The sequence below is a fragment of the Deltaproteobacteria bacterium genome, assembly GCA_015233135.1.
Taxonomy (GTDB): Bacteria; UBA10199; UBA10199; order JADFYH01; family JADFYH01; genus JADFYH01.
In genome coordinates this window covers 1-17933 of sequence record JADFYH010000042.1, presented here as the reverse complement: position 1 = coordinate 17933, position 17933 = coordinate 1, and the positions used below count along the sequence as shown (strand labels likewise).

Genomic DNA, 17933 nt, shown 5'->3' with positions numbered 1-17933 from the left:
CAAAATAATATTTTTAAACAAGAAGCGATTGACTTTAGAAAAGAAGAAGGCAAAGGGAAAAAAATAGAAATCAAGAAACTTCTCGCCTTATCAAAAAAAACTACCCCCAGTAATTAAATGCATCTTAGCTTACTCAAACCGCTGAGTTAGTAAAAAATGAAGTGTTTTTATTGGGTTAACGGATAAAAATATTTTTGTTTTTTCTCGATCTTTTCGAGCCTTAAACATTAAACCTGAAAAACATCACATCCCCATCTTTCACCACATACTCTTTTCCTTCCAGTCTCAGTAAACCGGCTTCCTTTACTTTTTGTTCCGAACCGAGGCGAAATAGATCTTCGCAATGATACACCTCAGCCTTGATGAAGCCCTTTTCAAAATCGGTATGAATCACGCCTGCGGCTTGAGGCGCTTTAAAGCCTTGAGGGATAGTCCAGGCCCGCACTTCCTGTTCACCCGCCGTGAAATAGGAAATGAGTTTTAATAAGCGATAGGCGGCGTGTCCCAGGCGATCCAGCCCTGATTCACTGAGTCCCAGATCTTTCATAAATTCCTTTTGCTCTTCCACAGACAAGCTGGCGATTTCGGATTCAATGGCGCCGGAGAGCATCACCCATTCACTGCCTTCTTTTTTTGCGTATTCTTCCACGGCTTTCACATGGGCATTTGGATTTTTAAGATCCACTTCGCTGACATTGGCCACATAGAGCACGGGTTTTTCGGTAATAAGAAATAATTCCCGGATGAGAGATTTTTCTTCTTCGCTCAGTTCCAGTGCGCGGACGGGTTGGACTTGATCCAGCTGGATCTTGATTTTTTCGAGGACGGCCGCTTCCGCCAGGGCCTTTTTATCTCCCCCTTTGGCAAGACGTGCATTTTTTTCCAGACGTTTTTCAACGGTGGCCAAATCTGCCAAGGCCAACTCTGTATTAATCACTTCAATATCACGCAAAGGATCTACCGAACCATCCACATGCACCACATCGTTGTCTTCAAAACAGCGAACTACATGGGCAATGGCATTCACACTTTTGATATGACCCAGAAACTGATTGCCCAGGCCTTCTCCCTTAGAAGCGCCTTTCACCAGACCTGCAATGTCCACAAATTCGATTGTGGTTGGAACCACCTTTTGGGGTTTGATGAGGGTCACGATTTTATTTTGACGCGCATCATTCAGGGGCACCACCCCGACATTGGGATCGATGGTACAAAAAGGATAATTGGCGGCTTGTGCACCTGCCTGCGTGAGTGCATTGAAAATGGTGGATTTACCGACGTTGGGAAGACCAACAATGCCACATTGAAAGCCCATGGGATGTCCTATTAATATTTTAATTTCTCATTCCAAGTTCCCTCGCCCTTGAGAGGGTTGGGGAGAGGGTGGAAAAATGAAGATACTAAGGGGCTTGTAAGAGCAGTCTCCAGCGGGGTCAAGAGCTTATTCATCACCAATTCGAATCAATCGAGCTCCTGGATTCATGTCACTACTGGTAGTCGAAATATTGAGTGTGTTTCCTGCAGAACTCAAGGTAGATCCGCTGACCAGGAAGTAGGCCGCGCTCAAGCCCGGGATAGAACCCGAAGCGGGCAATGAAGAAGCGGTGGTGACCGAGGGACCTGAGAGAACGGTGCCGCGATTGTCATCTTGTGCGGCTCTCAGATTGATGTTGCTGAAATTATAACGAGGGTTGCTACTTAGTCCGGTATTTGACAGGTAAACTGCCGTGAAAAAATCGGAGACCAGACTTTCTACGGTCTCGCCGGTGGCAGAAGTAATTGCATCTAGGCCGGTGAGGGCCGTATTGCTGGTTCGGTAGATCAAGGCTGCGCCATTGCTAATGCCCGAGAAACGCCCATTGTTTGCCTGTTCGTATAAATAAAGATGAAACAGGTAAGAACATCCGCGTTGAGCAAGCCCAGTTCCGCTGGCAAAGGATGCAATGGCACTAGAAGACAAACACAATTGTACCCGTGAAGGGTTTTCATTGCTGGTTCTCAAGAAATCGTTATGCAGGTCTTCTGCCAGATGGGAACGGCCTTCATTGAAAGGCCCTGGTTCAGGGCTTCCTCCATTTACAAAAACCTTCATGTTGAAATTAATGGCGTGTTGGAGTTCATGGTAGGCACAAAGAGGACCGGTATTGCTCATGAAAAAACTATGTGGAATGGCCACTCCGTGGGCTCCCGAATCATCAGGAACATGGCAATAAATAAATTCACCCATGTTTGAAGAGGGATAGGTATCGTATAAATCACCCCCAAAGAAATAACCAGTGACAATGCCACCCGCAGCAAGTCCGTTTAAAATATGGGTGTAAAAGACATTTACTTTTCCATTGTCATCGATATCCGACACCGATCCAAAAGTTGCGTATTCTTTGGTTGCATGGGCCTCCAGTTCATCGGCCATGCTTTGTACATCCGAAGTAGAAAGGGCGCCTTGATCTTCGGTATCGACGTAAAAATCAAAGCGAGCGGTTTGATAAACTAATCTTCCTGTGCGAGTGGAGTAATCGGAGGTGTTACTGAGCGAGTTTAATACCTTGATGCTGCGCGTGTCACCGATGGAAAGCTCCGGGGAGATATGGTCCACGGCAGAAAGTGAAAGGGTATGTTGTTGTCTTATTTCCTCGAGAGGAAGCGCAGCTTCTGCTTCTCTCAGTTTTTCGTGAAAATCTTCGGTAATTGTATTTTCATTCTCTTCTTCCTTTTTAAAGTTTTTTAGAAGTTGCGCCGAAACCACACCATTTTCATCAGCAGGGGCCAAACTTTCGGAACCACTCAGTCTTGTAGGATAGGAACTTGTGGCTGTAGATTCGGAAAAGAGAGTGACCACGAAGCGTTCACTTCCCGTTAGGTCTGAAAATGAGACCGAGGCGGAAGATCCACTAAAGGAGACACTTGCACTGGATCCTACATTCAAAGTTCCAATCGTGGTTCCAACGGATTGAGCGGAAACATTTCCTCCATTGTTGTTAGAGCTGCTATTTCCACTACCAGTACTGCCGGCACTACCTCCACCTCCCCCTCCGCATGCTTGCAACAGCGACAAAGAAAAAATGGCGGATAAAAAAAATAGACGCCTAGAAAAAAAACTCTTCATGAAGCCTCCCTCGAAAATGGATTTGCACAGGCTTACTAAGGCAAGGTGCGTGCCAGAAAAAAAGGAAGGGATGAATTTATAAAATATAATGATATTAAATAGTTATACCGTTAGATTTTAAAGGTCCCAAAGTCAAAAAAGTAGAAAAATACCCTGAGATATTTGAAAATAAATGAGAAGGGTTGAAAAAATTGTTAAAAGAAGAAAGGAAAAATCAAATTTTGTTAAGAGCTGCTAGGGAAAGGAGATTTTAAGGGGAAACTCAGCAATTAACTGCTTTTGACAGGTTATTGCTTTTTTATTGTCATTATTTTCAACGGTAAAGTCAAAAAATTGACGGCCTGGGTTATTTTTTTAAGGCATTAGGTTGAGATTCCGGAGGCACAAATTGGATCTGAGAAGCCAATGTTTTGAGTTGCTCGGAGGAGATATTTAAAGTGGCCAAAAGGTTTTGCTGTTTTTGTTCCAGTTTCAACTGAGAGAGCAACTTTTGAGGGATAGAATCAGCCTGTGAGGAAACAAGCTTTTGATAGCTGGAAAGGAAATCGAGCAGATTTTTGGCCTCAGCTTCATTCACGCTATTGGCTGTGACCTCTACATTGAGATCCGCAGCGACTAAATCGGCATTGAGTATTAATGAATTCACATTTTGAAGCAGGGGAAAAGAGGGAGAGGATTCTTGCCCCTTCAGCAGCGCAGCGCCCCAAATCAATTTACTGGGATTATGCTGGGCCCACAATGAAGCAAAATCCTTTCGCCCAGCCAGGCTTCCACTTTTGGTTTCCACTGCTTCCAGACTTTGTTTGAGGGCCGTAAGAGTTCCCCAAATAATCTGATTTTTATTGAGAATGCTCATGCCCATATCGGGGTCTTTGGGGGAGATATAAATGGTCTTTCCCTTCCAAATCATATTTTGCAGTTCTTTGGATTCGTCTCTGGAAAGCTGGGTGAGCCACTCTAAAATTTTTGCAATATCGAATTCACCTTCCACCAAGGCCAGCGAAGAAGGTTCTTCTCCGGGCCTTCGAAGGGAAGTGGAGATGTAGAGTATCTCCATCTGCGAAGAAAAATGTCTCAGCTCGGGTGAGGCCTTCTGAAACATGGCTTCACTGTAGGGTGTGGCGGCAAACCTTTTCCAATTCAACAGAAGCACCACACGATGCTGCTCTGGAAAGATCTCCAGAGGCGAAAGTTTTTGATTCGGATTTTTTCCACACTGTTTGGCACAGGCACTCAAAGTGAAAATGAAAAGGAAAATAAATATTTTTTTAAAGATATTTTTCATAAAAAGAATCCAAAAATAAAGTCATGGCTTTAAGGCTTTGTCGGCTTTTCCGAGCAAGGCCGACAAGCTCAAAACACAATCTTGGATTTTTCAAAAGGGAAAAAACGAGGGGAACGATTTTTATTTTCCCCCAGGGATCTACAAAGTCAGACACGGAAGGAAGTTGATCCTGAAATTCATCCATAATCCAGCGAATATGGGTGAAGGGTATTTTTTGATTTTGGCAGAGTTGGGCTAAGGGAAAAGATTCCATTTCTACCAGATCGGCCAAATAATTTTCTTGTAACAAGCGCTTTTCAGAAGTTTGTTGAATCACATGATCGACCGTTACAGCGGTGGCGGAAGCGAAAGAATCCACATGCTTTGAGGATGAAAGACTTTGATTTTTTAAATTCTTAACTTCAGAAATATAGAAGGCCTGAGGTCTTTTTAGTTCTTCTCTCAAAGCCCCCGCCACTCCAAACAAATAAAGCTGCGATATTTTATAGTGTTTAAAAACTTCCTCGGCCGCTTCTTGGGTCAAGGCTTGTCCCATGCCCGTAATCACCAGTAAAACAGCGTCTGTTTTATTTTTTTGAAGTTCATACATCCAGGCCTTTTTAGCTTTTTGAAGCAATTTGCTTTTGCCTCTTTTCAACAAAGCTTGTGCTTCCGGAAAAGTGGGGATAAAGACAGCGCTGCGATATTCTTTCATAAGGACTTCATAAATATGAAAATCAAAAAATCACAACGACTGTTTCAACAATCTCAAAAAATATTTCCAGGTGGAGTCAACAGCCCAGTTCGGGCCTTTCGATCCGTGGGAGGCGAGCCTCGTTTTATCCAGAAGGCCAAAGGGGCCTTACTTTATGACGTCGATGGGAATAGCTATATTGATTACGTAGGTTCCTGGGGTCCTTTGGTCATGGGACACGCGCATCCTCAAGTAGTGTCTGCCTTAAAAAAAGCAGCGGCCTTGGGAACCAGTTACGGCGCCCCCAGCGAGCAGGAATCCATTTTAGGCGCGCTCATTCAAAAGCATTATCCCTCTTGCGAAAAAATACGTCTGGTCAATTCAGGCACCGAGGCGGTGATGGGGGCCATCCGCCTGGCCCGGGCTTTTACGGGCCGTGAAAAAATTATCAAATTTGAAGGTTGTTATCATGGCCACAGCGACAGTTTGCTGGTGAAGGCGGGAAGTGGCGCCCTCACTTTTGGAGTTCCTACCAGCAAGGGAGTGCCAGAGGCCTTTGCCCGATTGACTTTGACGGCACCCTATAATGATTTGGACGCGGTAGAAAAATTATTTAAGGCCAATCCCCAGGAAATTGCCTGTATTATTTTAGAACCGGTCGTGGGAAATTCAGGCTGCATCCTTCCCGAAGCGGGGTTTTTAGAGGCCTTGCGGGCTCTCACGCAAAAAGAGGGGGCCTTGTTGATTTTTGACGAAGTGATGACCGGCTTTCGCGTCGCTTTAGGAGGCGCCCAGGCCCATTTCAAAATCAGGCCCGATCTGACCACCCTGGGAAAGGTCATCGGCGGAGGCCTGCCGGTGGGGGCCTTTGGAGGACGGGCAGAGATTATGGATCTGCTGGCTCCCCTAGGCCCTGTCTACCAAGCGGGAACGCTTTCCGGAAATCCTCTGGCCATGGTCGCAGGTATTGAAACCTTAAGGCTCATTACGCAAAAAGCTAATTTTAAAAAGATGGAGAAAAATACCCGAAACCTGGCCGAAGGAATCCAGAAAATAGCCAAGGCATCAGGGATTCCCCTCCAAGTGCCTTATATCGGTGGCATGATGGGCCTCTTTTTTTCGGAGACTCCAGTACGTAATCTGGAGGACGCGCAAAAGAGCGATGTGCCGCGCTTCAATCGATTTTTTAACGCGATGTTAGAGCAGGGGATTTATCTTCCCCCCTCGGCCTATGAGGCCTGGTTTGTTTCGGCTATTCATAAAGAAAAAGAAATTGAGAAAACTCTTCAGGCTGTAAAAAACGCTTTATGAAAAACGACGAGGAATCCAAAAAATCAAAGGCCTTTTACGCGTCCAAAGATTTTTACACCCGTTTTGCAATCTACAGTGGAGCTGGAATTCAACTGGTTTTTACAGTATTCCTGTTTGCCGAACTCGGATCTTATCTGGATACGCGCTTTCATTCGAATACCCGCTACACCCTTCTTTGCCTGATAGGAGGCCTTTTGCTTGGATTTTATATTTTTTTAAAAGCGCTGCTTTGGAAAAATCGTGAAAACAAAGACTAGACTTTTTTTAGCTTCTTTTGAAGGGAAACTCCTTTTACTGGCTTTGCTTTTAGGGTTTTTCTTAAGTTTTTTTTGGGTCCGTTTTAGTCCCGTAGCTTTTTATTTAGGGGCCTTCTTGGTGGGGCTTAATTTTTATGTAATTCGAAAGTATGCGGAGACTCTGTTAAAATCTGCGCTGGGAGGAAATAGTTCTCCTTTCTGGATCCTGCTTTTTTTTGTAAAAATACCTTTGCTTCTTGTAATTTTAGCTTGGATTTTTCTGAGATCTCGTTTAGACACGCCCTCGTTTCTTGTAGGTCTTTTTTTATTTTTGATTGCTCTGCTTTGGCAGGGCCTTACTAAGACTGGATTTCATTCCCAGGATTGAGGTATTTATGCACGGTTTAAACTGGTTTGCCATGATGTCTCCCTTTGTGAATGCAGGGAACGTTCATGTGATTACGGCTATTTTTGTAGCTCTGCTTCTTTTGCTGATGGCCTTAATAGTGAGGCGAAATGTGGTGAAGGTAGAAAAGGCCTTGGTTCCTTCCTCTAAAGTAAGTCTTACTAATTTTTTTGAAGTGCTTATTGAGAGCCTACTGGATTTGTCGGAAGGCATTTTGGGTGCGGACGCAAGGAAACATTTTCCTTTTTTAGCCACCCTTTTTGTTTTTGTTTTCACCTCTAATCTTTTGGGTCAAATTCCGGGTTTTATGGCCCCCACCTCCAATTTTAATACGAACCTTGCTATGGCGCTTTGTGTTTTTCTTTATTACAACTTCATGGGTATCAAAGAGCAGGGGTTTATCAATTATTTCAAACATTTTATGGGCATTGTGCCTTCCGGCCGCTGGTACAACATTTTGGCTTTTTTGCCTTTATCCCTTCTTATTTTCGCGATTGAAATGTTTGGTAATTTTCTCCGCGTAGGTACACTTTCTTTTCGTTTGGTTTGTAACATGAATGTAGACCACATGGTCTTAGGTGCATTTTCTGGTTTAGCTCCACTCATTGTCCCAATCTTTTTTATGATTTTGGGGCTTTTTGTTTCTTTTGTGCAGGCCTTTGTCTTTACGCTGCTCACCATGATTTATATTCGTTTGGCGACGGCGCATGAAGAAGGTCATGAGGCGCATCATTAATTTTTAGGATTAAGGATGATGTTTAATCGTTCGGCCAGCCTTGCCGATTTAAAGAACAGAAAGCGTTGAAGTCAAAAAAACTGAGGACTTAAAATAGGAAACGTATGAAAAAAATACTCTCATTCTTAAGCGGATTTTCCGCTTTGTTTCTAACCACCCTCGTGTTTGCTCAGGAACATGCAGGAATGGCTGGAGGTTCTGGTACCGGTACAATTGCGATTGGTGCCGCACTCGCTATTGGTCTGGCTGCCTTAGGGGGAACCCTGGGACAAGGTAAGGCCGCTGCTGCTGCTTTAGAAGGGATTGCTCGTAATCCAGGGGCAGCCTCCAAAGTTCAAACGCCTATGATCTTAGGTTTAGCTTTAATCGAATCTTTGGTGCTTGCTTCTTGGGCCATTGCGTACTTGCTTTTGGGCAAGATCTAATTTGATCTTTGATTGAATTCAAAAACCCCCTTTGGAAGATCCATTGGGGGTTTTTTATTTTGTTTCCTCCCCTTAAGCTAAGGGGAGGTTAGGAGGGGTTATGATTCAATTGAGTCCAATTGCCATAACGCCCCCTGCCCCCCTCTTAGCTTAAGAGGGGGAAATCAACTCTTCCTCAAAGAAAAAATCAAAAGCAGCAACACCGCAAAGCCAATCATTCCATAGCCTACATAGGTGAGCCATTTTGCGTTGCCTTCAAACCAGATTTTCCATTTTGGATTTCCCTCCACAGGGCTTGTAAGGGCATCAATCTGGTTGAGAATCAGGGGATTTTCTTTTCGTGTCTTGGCAAAGAGCAGTCGCTCCATGTTGGCTTGAGAGTAAGGATTGATCTTCGAGGCAGGATTAAACTGTATGTCCTTATAGGTATTGGAGAGCATTTCGCCCCTGAATTTATCCGAGAGGTGGGCCATTTGAATAAAGGCCAGATCTCCCCCCAAAAATTCGACGAGGGTTTCTTTGGAAATTTTTTGACCGGGTTTCAGTTCATTCAGAAATTCCATCAATTCGGCTTCCACATCCGCCAAAGGAATTTGAGCAAATTTTTCTTCCCTGGCCTTTCCTTTTAGATTGTATTTGAAGTCCGAGACGAGAGTTCGCCCCACGCCCTCCTTGTCGAAAAGTCCGCGAAACAAAAAATCGAAGAGTTCATCAAAAGATTTGGTGGCCGATCTTTCCGCACTATTCATTTGCAGCATACGCGCAAAAAAGGCCTGCCATTCGCTTTTGGGACTAAACTGCGTTTCCTCTCCAATATCCAAATAAGTGCCAATTTGTAATCCTTCCTCCAGCACCTTGCGCAGCAAATGAGAAAAGGAAGTGCCATCTTGCCAGAGTTCAGGCAGATGACTGTCTTGAAGCAGATAAAATTTTCCTGTTTTTTCAGAAAGATGTTCGGAGGCCTCTCCCCGCAGTTCTTGAAAACCCCGGGCTTCGTCCTTCAGTTTACTCTGCAGGCCTTGCTGTTTCAGCAAGAGGTGAATTTGACCCTTGGCCTCTGCGGAAAGGGAAGCACCATGCCTTCCGCCGCCTTCTTCTCCTTCCGACTCGACCTCCATCAGAGATCCATCCTCCAGCAATTGAAACACCCTTACCCGATTGCCTTCTCGCACAAAGATATGCCCCTGTTCAAAGAGTACTGCAAGAGGAGGAAGCTGCGTTTCCCCTTGAGGGATCTCAAATAAGCGAGCAATGGTCTGAGAGAAAAGTTGCTGAAATTGGGCCTGGGGCAGGCGAGTGACGGCTCCTTGCGGGTAAGAGCGTCCCAAAGTCGATTGAGGATTAGTACTCTCGGCCTTCACATAATTTTGGGCCGAACGTTGTAACAAGACCTCGGGGTTGGGGCTATGACCCTGCTGAGGCAGTCGCCCTCCTTCAAAAACGCCCATCTGACGCGTCCATTCGCCCAGTCGAACTCCTTCTCCTGCGTGATTTTGAGTCTGCCCCGAGGCCTGTGAATTATTTTGGGCGCCGGGATTCGATTTGAGCTGGGCCTGAGGGTTTTGAGATCCAGTTTGGGTGGCCGTTCTAATATTTTGCAGTAAATTCGCGGTAACGCCCGGCGCGCGCGGATTTTGACTTTGATTTTGAGGAAGCTGATTCTGCGCCTGACTGAAACGGCTTTGTAATTGTTCCTTAACGCCTTGTCCGTGCAGGTCCTGCATTTGCTGGCCTTGTTGCACGGCCTGCTGAAAGTTTTTTTGTCGTTGAGCTTGAAGATGTTCATGCTCGTCCGCTGCGGCATGGGCATTATTTTCTGGCCTGGGAGTCGTTGGTGTTTTCTTGGTCTGAAAGGCCTGCTGCTGAATTTGTTGTTGGGTTGGATTATTTTGCTGACGATTGGCCTGCTCGGCTCGATCCCGATCTTGCTGCTGTGCGCGACTGCTTTCATCAATCTCCCGAAGTCGCGTCAGGGTGGAACCTAAAATGTCTTTACTATTATCAATTGGATTTCCCACAAATCCTCTTTTCGGCGTTTCAGCAGACTAAAGTTGCGAATTCGTTCTGTAAGGATAATCGATACTTAAGGAGAGAACAAGTAGAGAGATTTGCTTTGACCTTTTTTGTTGGATTGAGCCATATTGAGCCATTAAATCTGCATCATTATGGCACAATATGGCACAAGAGGATTTTTTGTATGCTTTCATTCGAACTAACAAATAAAATAACTAAAGAATTACAGGATGTTAACAAATTACTAGTTCCGGTAATAAGCAAGCTAAAGACTTATAGCCCTTCTTTTTTAGATGAAATTCATCACTTAGCTCAAGTGAGTAATATTGGTGCCTCCACCCGCATTGAAAATGCAGTTCTTACCGATGCAGAAATTTATTGGATAGATACTCAGCTTTCTCAAGATGTCAAGACCACTACTTTTGAAAATCAGCAGCATCTGATTTTCGACAAACTTTCTAAAGATAGAGAGCGCAGCATCGAAGAAGTGGCAGGATGCAGGTCTCTACTGATAATCCTTTTCGAACAAGCTAAAGATTTTTTTCCTTTGAGACAAAGTGACCTTTGTGCCTTTCACCAAGAACTTTTAAAATACTATCCACCTGCTCATTATTACATAGGTCAATATAAGAAAGTTCCCAACAGTGTCATTGAGCGCAACTCCCGAACGAAAGAAGAAAGAGTGGTTTTTAAAACCTCCGATCCGGGTCCTCTTACCGAGTCGGCCATGTACGATTTGCTTCAGTGGTACAATCAAAATTTAAAAGATTATCCCTGGTCTTTGGCGTTTGCCTGTGAGTTTGTCTTTCGATTTTTGGCTATTCATCCTTTTCAGGATGGCAATGGACGTTTAGGAAGAGCTCTTTTTTATTTAGCACTCTTACAATCCGCAGATGAAGACATAGCAAGTATTTGCCGTTACATTTCAGTGGATAGACAAATCGAAAGACATAAAATGTATTATTATCATGCCTTGCAACAATGTTCGGGTGGAATTTTTCAACAAGATCCTAAAAATTATAAAATAGAATTTTTTCTAAAGTTCATGATGAAAATGTTTCGCTTAGCTTTAGAGGATGTAGAAGTATATTCAAAAAAAATATTAATGACTCAAGAACTTCCAGAAGCGTCTTTAAAAGTTTATGGGTGTTTCAAAAATAACCCAGAAAGAAAACTTCAAACTGGAGAACTGATTTCTCATACAGAACTCCCGCGTCGTACGGTGATTAATAGTTTGAATCGATTGTTAGAAGATAAATTTATTCAATCCTACGGCCAAGCCAGTGCTACTCGATATCAAATTATTTTTTAATAAATTTCCCTTCCCCCCATCCCTAACTTAAGATAAGCCCAGCTCCCTCATGTCTGTGCTTCAGGATCTTGTTGAACAAATTAATTCTTTACCCAGCCTAAACAAAAAAATTACCGGCCTTACTGCGTCTGCACGGGCTTATGTGTTAGGGCAGCTTTTTCTTCGTTTGCAGAAAACTTTTCTGGTGGCCTGTCCCAGCACCAAAGAAGCCGAGGTCCTTGTCTCGGACTTAACTTTTTTCCTGGGTTCCGATGCCGATGTCTTGTTTTTTCCTTCCTTGGATGTGCTGCCTTACTTTCAACTCAATCCCCACCCCGATATTTTGACGCAGCGCTTGTCCGTGCTCTACGACATGACCAGTGCCCGTCGGCCTTTGTTAATCGTGACTTCCTTTTCGGCCTTGCAGCATCGTCTGCCGCCTAAATCTATCTTTCAGGATTACGCCGATTATGTGGTGGCCAAAGAAGAAATCGACCGCGAGGCCTTTTTACTGAAACTCAGCGAGGCGGGTTATTTGAATGTGCCTTTGGTGGAAGATGCAGGAACCTTCGCCGTTCGCGGGGGTATTATTGATATCTTTCCACCGCATTCGCAGTACCCCTATCGGCTCGAACTCTTTGGGGATCTGGTCGAATCTATCCGCCTCTTTGAAGCAGGCACTCAGCGCAGTCTAAAGCAGGTGGAAGATCTGGTGCTGCTTCCCGCTCGTGAGGTCGTGCTGAATGAGCAGACCATTGCTCGGGCCTCAAAAGAGCTGCGGCAGCGTTTTGATGAGCAGGGCATTCCCAAGCTGGAACGCGATCAGCTGCTTACTCCCTTAAAAAATCATCTGCCTTTTGCAGGGCTCGAAACTTTTTTACCCTTCTTTTATGACAAGACCGAAAGCCTGCTCGCTTATCTTAAAAAGGATGCGCTCTTTGTTTCTTGCGATGCTGAGATGGCTTTTGAGAATCTTGCAAAACATGCGGGAGAAATCCAAGAGGCACGGCAGAATTCCAGCAGCCCTGAAAAATTGGTTCGAGTGGAAGAGTTGTTTTTTTCTCAAGAAGAGATGCTGGAGGAGTTTAAAAGTTTTCAGCAAATGCAATTTGAAACACTGCAACGCTCTGGAGAAGATCTTCATTTGGCGACTCTCACCAACGAAGCCCTCCACACTAAAATTCTTGATCAAATCCAAGGCCTGCAACGACTCGATCCCTTGTTCGACTATTTTCAGGAACAAAAAAACTCCGGTAAAAATATTGTCTTTATTGCCTCTCAGGAGAGTCAGCGCCTCAGGTTGCTTGATCTATTTGAGCGGCATGAATTGCATCTAATTCCTCTTTCTCAAAATCCTTTGGCTTGGGCGCATTCGAGTGCATCCTCACCTCACCCTGGCCCTCTCCTCAAGGAGAGGGGATTACCAGCGGCCTATTACGTTACACAAGGGACTCTCAGCAAAGGTTTCACACTCGAAGGCGATTCTACCCTTTGGATTAAAGACGAAGAGATTTTTGGCCTGCGTCAAAAGCGCGTCAAAAAACGCAGTGAGGCATTGGCCGTCTTTAATACTTTTGAAGAACTTCGAGAAGGCGATTATGTGGTTCATCTCGAACATGGGATTGGTCTCTATCAAGGCCTGAAGAGTCTTAAGCTGGGAAATGTGGAAGGGGAATTTTTACTTTTGGAATACCTGGGAAAAGACAAACTCTACATTCCCATCTACCGACTCAATCAAATTCAGCGTTACACCAGTGAAGGCGGTTTTGTGCCTCAGCTGGATAAACTGGGGGGCACGGGTTGGAGTAAGGCCCAGGAAAAAGCGAAGAAGTCGATTCAGTCCATTGCGGGAGAATTGCTGAAGATCTATGCGGCGCGTGAGTTGCAGCAGCGACCTCCCTACTTGGAAGGCGTCGAAGAGTTGGAACAATTTGAAATGGCCTTTGCCTATGAAGAAACACCCGATCAGGAAAAAGCCATTCAAGACGTGGTGCGTGATTTGGAAAATGACAAAGTGATGGACCGACTCATCTGCGGCGACGTGGGTTTTGGAAAAACCGAAGTGGCCATGCGAGCGGCTTACAAGGCGGTGCTTAACCACAAACAAGTGGCGATTTTGGTTCCGACTACCATCCTGGCCTTCCAACATTATCAAACCTTTCAAAAGCGTTTTGCGGAAGTTGGGGCCACGGTAGACATGCTGTCGCGCTTTCGTTTGGCTCAGGAACAAAAAGAGATTGTTGCGAAACTGGCGTCCGGTGGCTTGGATATTGTGATTGGGACGCATCGTTTAATTCAGCGGGATATCCATTTTAAAAATTTGGGCTTGCTCGTCATCGACGAAGAGCAACGTTTTGGCGTGACGCACAAAGAGCGCATCAAAAAGATGAAAAATCTGGTGGATGTGCTGACGCTCACCGCCACGCCTATTCCTCGTACGCTCAATCTTTCATTGTTTGGAATTCGGGACCTCTCGGTCATCAACACACCGCCCGCAGATCGCCTGTCTGTCCGCACCTATGTGGCTCATTTTGATGAAGGACTCCTTCGCGATGCCATCTTGCGCGAGTTGCAGCGCGGCGGTCAGGTATTCTTTGTGCATAATCGTGTGCAAAGTATTGCGGCCATGGCAGATCGTCTCAAGAAGATTGTCCCCGAAGCGACCTTTGCCGTGGCCCACGGTGCCATGAATGAAGAAGAGCTCGAAGAGGCCATTCTCAAATTTTACAACAAGGAAGCCCAGGTGCTTTTATCCACAGCCATTATTGAATCGGGGGTCGATTTCCCTTCGGCCAACACCATGATTATCAATCGAGCGGATTGTTTTGGTTTGTCTCAATTGTATCAGCTGCGGGGAAGGGTAGGGCGCTCGAATGTCCGCGCCTTCTGTTATCTGCTGACCCCTGCGGAAGTGGCAATTACCCCGGAGGCACGTTCCAGGCTAGCGGTTCTGCAACGTTTTACTGAGTTGGGAAGCGGGTTTAAAGTAGCCGCGCATGATTTGGAGATGCGAGGGGCTGGAAATATCTTAGGCGGCGAGCAGCATGGGCACATCCAAAGTATTGGTTATGAAATGTACATGCATTTGCTCGAGCAGACCATGAATCAGCTGAAAGGCGAGGCGCAGAAAATTGAAGTGGATCCCGAACTCAATTTCATGATGCCCGCCGTAGTGCCCACAGACTACGTTCCCGAGGATTCTACACGTTTGGGACTTTATAAACGTATTTCTCATCTGGAAGATGAAAAAGTTCTGGATGAACTGCGGGAAGAAATTCGCGATCGATTCGGAGAGTTGCCGCTGTCGGTAAGGAATTTGCTTGGCTTGATTCGCATTAAAATTGTGGCGAAACGTTTACTGATTGAATCGGTTCTTCAAGAAAAATCCCGGGTCATTTACAAGTTTCATTCCCAATCTCCTTTACCACCCGATGCGTTTTTGAAACGCATTAAAAAGGATCCCAAATATTATCAACTGACCGCCGATTTGAAATTTGTGACTCCTCAACGAGAAACAAGTGATGAAAAAATATTGGAGGGAGTATATAAATTTTTATTGTCGTTGGAAGAGGAGCTGTCTAATGCAGGGTCGATTTAATAAACTGCTCAATGGCGAGAATATTATCGTTGTAGAGGCCTTGAAATTTAACCGCGACGCCTTCACGGGAATCATTTTCTTTGCGAAGAACCTCTGCAATAACTTGAACGGGTTTTTGTCGGTTGGGAAGGTGGATTACTAGGGAAAGGTCCTGAACTTGTTTTAATTCTCTTGCATCTAACATCAAAAAAAGGCCACCACAGCTAATGTTAGCTGTGGTGGCACGAAGGGCAGCTCCATCGACCACCAACTCAACGTCCAAACCTACGTCGACGCGTTTAAATAACCTCTTTTCGCTTTGGTCATTAGATAGTAAGGATTCTTTGTCGAAAAACACTTTGGTTTCCCTCATTTTCATGAATGAATATTAGCTACGGAGAAAGACTAAAGTTGTCAACTTTTTCTTATAACGCATAGCGTTATGTATCTTATTAATTTTGCTAGCTTATTTTGATTTACAAGTTCGATTTATTCACAGCTGTGGATAAGATAGAATCTCAGAAAAAATAGAGTAAATTCGTGAACTTTTCGAAATTAATTCACAGAAAGATGTGTTCCCATGCAAGAAGAAGACTTTACCTTTCAAAAATTACGTCAGCTTAAAGGCAAGAAAGTGGAAATCATTGCTTTTGATATTTCCTACCAGGGGATATTAGAGAGCTTTGATCTGGAAATAGGCAATCTCAAGCTAGTAGATGGAGAGGATTCGGTGGTATTGGAACTGGAACGTATCGAATCCCTTACTGCAGCCCAATGTTAGTGACTTCTACCTCTTGACGGCGTGTAAAGTCTGCAATTTTATTCAAAACCTTGTGTTCCTCGATTTGGGTAGAAAGTAGATTGTTGACAAAACTTTGAGCGACTGAAGAAACCTCGACTTGTGAGCCTTGACCTTTGGAAGTTACCTTGACCACCAATTTATGATAAGCCCCTACGGTTCCGCGATCTTGTTTGTCAAAATAACTCACATAATGGGAGTCACTGGTGGTGGGCTGCCAATGGGTTTCCAACATTCCTTTTTCAGCATCCTCTTTTTGGAGATTATATCCATAAAAGGCCAGGGCCTCTTTGGCCGATTTTAAAGCGAGGCCGGGTTCAACAGGAAAACTTTTGGAAACGGGATTTACCTCCATTTGAGTCCCAAAAAGTCTGGCCTTGCCGCAATTACAAAAGCCGACAAGGATGAAGGTGAGGGAAAAAAATACAAAAGCTTTATTTAGGTATTTCATAAAAAACCCTTTCTAAAACCCTCCCCTCAAGGGAGAGGGGATTTTTTTGATAATTTCTTCCACAGTATCAAAGCAACAATAACCAACACCACACTAATGCCTTGTGCAACGCTAATCTTTTCATCCCACACAAAGCCCCGAGAAATATCTCCTCGGAAAACTTCTACGACAGACCGAACAATCGAGTATAAAACAAGGTACAGAAGCAGGATTTGACCGTCAAATTTTTTCTTACGACTTTTCCAGAATAAGAACACGAAAACCAATAATTCGGCAATAGATTCCATCAGCTGAGTGGGGAAAAGGGGGACACCCACCGGGGCTATTGATTCCGAAGTAAGCGGAAAAACTACTGAGAAAGGGAAATGAGGGGCGGGTTTCCCATAACAACAGCCAGCTAAAAAACAGCCTATTCTTCCCAGGCTGTGGCCGAGGGGCAAGGCAAGGATGAAAACATCCACTGTTTTTAAAAAGTTCAAACGATGTTTGTGAAGATACCAAAAACCAACTGCCAGCGAGCCAATGAATCCTCCATAAAAAACCAGGCCACCTTCCCAAATTTTGAACCAATCCAAGGGAGAAAGTAGGAGATGAGGCTCCTCTACCAGAATGTAGAACACCCTAGAACCGACAATGGCCGCGATAATGATATAAAAACAAAGGTCCAGGATTTTATCCGCGGGAAGGCCCTGACGTTTGGCTTCACGACTGATAACTTGCATGCCCAAAAAAAAGGCCAGGGCAACCATCACTCCATAACTGTGAACTTTGAAGCCAAGATAAGGAATGGTGAAAAGGGTTGGGTACATATAGACCTCTTGTGTAACTTACTGCGTCCCCCAATGGCGGCGTTGCGGTTTCCAAGAAATCCTCATCTACAGTAGTAAACTCCGGTTTCTTGGACCCTCCGCGCTTTGCCCTTAGGGTGCTCGCGACAGTTACGCAAGAGGTCTAGTTAAATGTTGATTCAAGTAATATTTTTTAAATCAGTGACAATTTCAGTCAGCAAGCGTTCATCCAGTTCGGTCATTTCGCCTAGTTTGATTACACTGTCCAAAAGTTGTACCAGTTCGTTCAGATGATTGAGACATTTTTCGCGGATGAGTAGACTCTGCTCCAAAGACCATAATTCGGCTTCAAGCAAGGAAAATTCGTCTTTTTCACGTTCACTGGGGTATTCATTTTTGATCCGTGTGAATTCGCTGCGCAATAAATGTCGTTCTCCTTCGCCGCGTCTTAACAGTTGGTCAAATTCAGCCAAATCTTCGTGCACACTGTGCAGAAAGTCTTTTAAATAACTTTGGTCTTCTTGGTTGAAAACACTTTTTTTGAGCAGGGGAGTCATCCACTTGAAGGTACGCGTAAGTCCTGCATAGGCGGCATCCAGGCTTGGAATAAGCTTTTCTAATACCTGAAGTTGCTCGTGGAAGACTTCCTTTTCAGATTGCATGAGGGCTAGTGAAACATGGCTATTTTAACAATGTCAAAGGCTCTCTTAAAAGATGCATTTAATTACTGGGGGTAGTTTTTTTTGATAAGGCGAGAAGTTTCTTGATTTCTATTTTTTTCCCTTTGCCTTCTTCTTTTCTAAAGTCAATCGCTTCTTGTTTAAAAATATTATTTT

The 17933-nt window shown here is 44.5% G+C and carries 16 protein-coding genes; 7 read left to right on the top strand and 9 right to left on the bottom strand.

All coding sequences use genetic code 11. The annotated features are described in order from the left end of the window. Positions 1-220: 220 nt before the first annotated feature. The 4 genes from ychF to HQM15_11170 all read right to left on the bottom strand — a co-directional run bounded on the left by ychF (position 221) and on the right by HQM15_11170 (position 5085). Positions 221-1315: a redox-regulated ATPase YchF gene (ychF, locus tag HQM15_11185; protein MBF0493325.1), complete on the bottom strand. Its 1095-nt coding sequence runs from the start codon at positions 1313-1315 to the stop codon at positions 221-223. Between the two features lie 126 nt (positions 1316-1441). After that, complete coding sequence (locus tag HQM15_11180) at positions 1442-3106, bottom strand: hypothetical protein (GenBank protein ID MBF0493324.1); 1665 nt, start codon at positions 3104-3106, stop codon at positions 1442-1444. Between the two features lie 346 nt (positions 3107-3452). Next, positions 3453-4391, bottom strand: coding sequence for a hypothetical protein (locus HQM15_11175; GenBank protein ID MBF0493323.1), 939 nt, complete (start codon positions 4389-4391; stop codon positions 3453-3455). Further along, complete coding sequence (locus HQM15_11170) at positions 4375-5085, bottom strand: hypothetical protein (protein MBF0493322.1); 711 nt, start codon at positions 5083-5085, stop codon at positions 4375-4377. The genes HQM15_11175 and HQM15_11170 overlap by 17 nt, the downstream gene beginning before the upstream one ends. 15 nt (positions 5086-5100) lie before the next feature. Here HQM15_11170 and hemL point away from each other — a divergent pair, with 15 nt between their 5' ends. The 4 genes from hemL to HQM15_11150 all read left to right on the top strand — a co-directional run bounded on the left by hemL (position 5101) and on the right by HQM15_11150 (position 8178). After that, the gene (gene hemL / locus HQM15_11165) at positions 5101-6375 is read left to right on the top strand and encodes a glutamate-1-semialdehyde 2,1-aminomutase (GenBank protein MBF0493321.1); all 1275 of its coding nucleotides are present in this window, start codon (positions 5101-5103) and stop codon (positions 6373-6375) included. Further along, positions 6372-6632, top strand: coding sequence for an AtpZ/AtpI family protein (locus HQM15_11160; GenBank protein ID MBF0493320.1), 261 nt, complete (start codon positions 6372-6374; stop codon positions 6630-6632). The genes hemL and HQM15_11160 overlap by 4 nt, the downstream gene beginning before the upstream one ends. 374 nt (positions 6633-7006) lie before the next feature. Next, positions 7007-7753 carry a F0F1 ATP synthase subunit A gene (gene atpB, locus HQM15_11155; protein MBF0493319.1) on the top strand — a complete coding sequence of 249 codons (747 nt, stop codon included), beginning with the start codon at positions 7007-7009 and terminating at the stop codon, positions 7751-7753. Between the two features lie 104 nt (positions 7754-7857). After that, positions 7858-8178, top strand: a complete 321-nt coding sequence (locus tag HQM15_11150) for an ATP synthase F0 subunit C (protein ID MBF0493318.1) — start codon at positions 7858-7860, stop codon at positions 8176-8178. Between the two features lie 164 nt (positions 8179-8342). Here HQM15_11150 and HQM15_11145 read toward each other — a convergent pair whose 3' ends face one another. Beyond that, the gene (locus tag HQM15_11145) at positions 8343-10196 is read right to left on the bottom strand and encodes a hypothetical protein (protein MBF0493317.1); all 1854 of its coding nucleotides are present in this window, start codon (positions 10194-10196) and stop codon (positions 8343-8345) included. Positions 10197-10375: 179 nt separating this feature from the next. On the opposite strand from HQM15_11145, the gene HQM15_11140 reads away from it, so the two are divergent. After that, complete coding sequence (locus HQM15_11140; GenBank protein MBF0493316.1) at positions 10376-11503, top strand: Fic family protein; 1128 nt, start codon at positions 10376-10378, stop codon at positions 11501-11503. Positions 11504-11552: 49 nt separating this feature from the next. After that, on the top strand, positions 11553-15080 hold the full coding sequence (mfd, locus tag HQM15_11135) for a transcription-repair coupling factor (protein MBF0493315.1): 3528 nt from the start codon (positions 11553-11555) through the stop codon (positions 15078-15080). Here the strand turns inward: mfd and HQM15_11130 are convergent. Next, entirely contained in the window at positions 15061-15432 is a 372-nt protein-coding gene (locus tag HQM15_11130) for a PilZ domain-containing protein (protein MBF0493314.1), read from the bottom strand. The two genes, mfd and HQM15_11130, sit on opposite strands and share 20 nt — an antisense overlap. A gap of 207 nt (positions 15433-15639) precedes the next feature. Here HQM15_11130 and HQM15_11125 point away from each other — a divergent pair, with 207 nt between their 5' ends. After that, complete coding sequence (locus tag HQM15_11125) at positions 15640-15840, top strand: hypothetical protein (GenBank protein MBF0493313.1); 201 nt, start codon at positions 15640-15642, stop codon at positions 15838-15840. Here the strand turns inward: HQM15_11125 and HQM15_11120 are convergent. From HQM15_11120 to HQM15_11110, 3 genes are all read right to left on the bottom strand, one after another. After that, entirely contained in the window at positions 15821-16309 is a 489-nt protein-coding gene (locus HQM15_11120; GenBank protein ID MBF0493312.1) for a hypothetical protein, read from the bottom strand. The genes HQM15_11125 and HQM15_11120 overlap by 20 nt on opposite strands. A gap of 26 nt (positions 16310-16335) precedes the next feature. After that, positions 16336-17118 (bottom strand): prolipoprotein diacylglyceryl transferase, encoded by a 783-nt coding sequence (gene lgt, locus HQM15_11115; GenBank protein ID MBF0493311.1) that lies wholly within the window; start codon positions 17116-17118, stop codon positions 16336-16338. Between the two features lie 158 nt (positions 17119-17276). Then, a complete protein-coding gene (locus HQM15_11110; GenBank protein MBF0493310.1) occupies positions 17277-17759 on the bottom strand; it encodes a hypothetical protein in 483 nt (160 codons plus the stop codon). Positions 17760-17933 lie beyond the last annotated feature (174 nt).

Excerpts from the sequence above, each read along its gene's own strand:
- HQM15_11125 (MBF0493313.1), top strand. The coding sequence starts at position 15,640 with ATGCAAGAAGAAGACTTTACCTTTCAAAAATTACGTCAGCTTAAAGGC.
- HQM15_11120 (MBF0493312.1), bottom strand. The coding sequence starts at position 16,309 with ATGAAATACCTAAATAAAGCTTTTGTATTTTTTTCCCTCACCTTCATC.
- HQM15_11150 (MBF0493318.1), top strand. The coding sequence starts at position 7,858 with ATGAAAAAAATACTCTCATTCTTAAGCGGATTTTCCGCTTTGTTTCTA.
- HQM15_11160 (MBF0493320.1), top strand. The coding sequence starts at position 6,372 with ATGAAAAACGACGAGGAATCCAAAAAATCAAAGGCCTTTTACGCGTCC.
- hemL (MBF0493321.1), top strand. The coding sequence starts at position 5,101 with ATGAAAATCAAAAAATCACAACGACTGTTTCAACAATCTCAAAAAATA.
- ychF (MBF0493325.1), bottom strand. The coding sequence starts at position 1,315 with ATGGGCTTTCAATGTGGCATTGTTGGTCTTCCCAACGTCGGTAAATCC.
- HQM15_11180 (MBF0493324.1), bottom strand. The coding sequence starts at position 3,106 with ATGAAGAGTTTTTTTTCTAGGCGTCTATTTTTTTTATCCGCCATTTTT.
- HQM15_11130 (MBF0493314.1), bottom strand. The coding sequence starts at position 15,432 with ATGAGGGAAACCAAAGTGTTTTTCGACAAAGAATCCTTACTATCTAAT.
- mfd (MBF0493315.1), top strand. The coding sequence starts at position 11,553 with ATGTCTGTGCTTCAGGATCTTGTTGAACAAATTAATTCTTTACCCAGC.
- atpB (MBF0493319.1), top strand. The coding sequence starts at position 7,007 with ATGCACGGTTTAAACTGGTTTGCCATGATGTCTCCCTTTGTGAATGCA.
- HQM15_11140 (MBF0493316.1), top strand. The coding sequence starts at position 10,376 with ATGCTTTCATTCGAACTAACAAATAAAATAACTAAAGAATTACAGGAT.
- HQM15_11170 (MBF0493322.1), bottom strand. The coding sequence starts at position 5,085 with ATGAAAGAATATCGCAGCGCTGTCTTTATCCCCACTTTTCCGGAAGCA.
- HQM15_11110 (MBF0493310.1), bottom strand. The coding sequence starts at position 17,759 with ATGCAATCTGAAAAGGAAGTCTTCCACGAGCAACTTCAGGTATTAGAA.
- HQM15_11175 (MBF0493323.1), bottom strand. The coding sequence starts at position 4,391 with ATGAAAAATATCTTTAAAAAAATATTTATTTTCCTTTTCATTTTCACT.
- lgt (MBF0493311.1), bottom strand. The coding sequence starts at position 17,118 with ATGTACCCAACCCTTTTCACCATTCCTTATCTTGGCTTCAAAGTTCAC.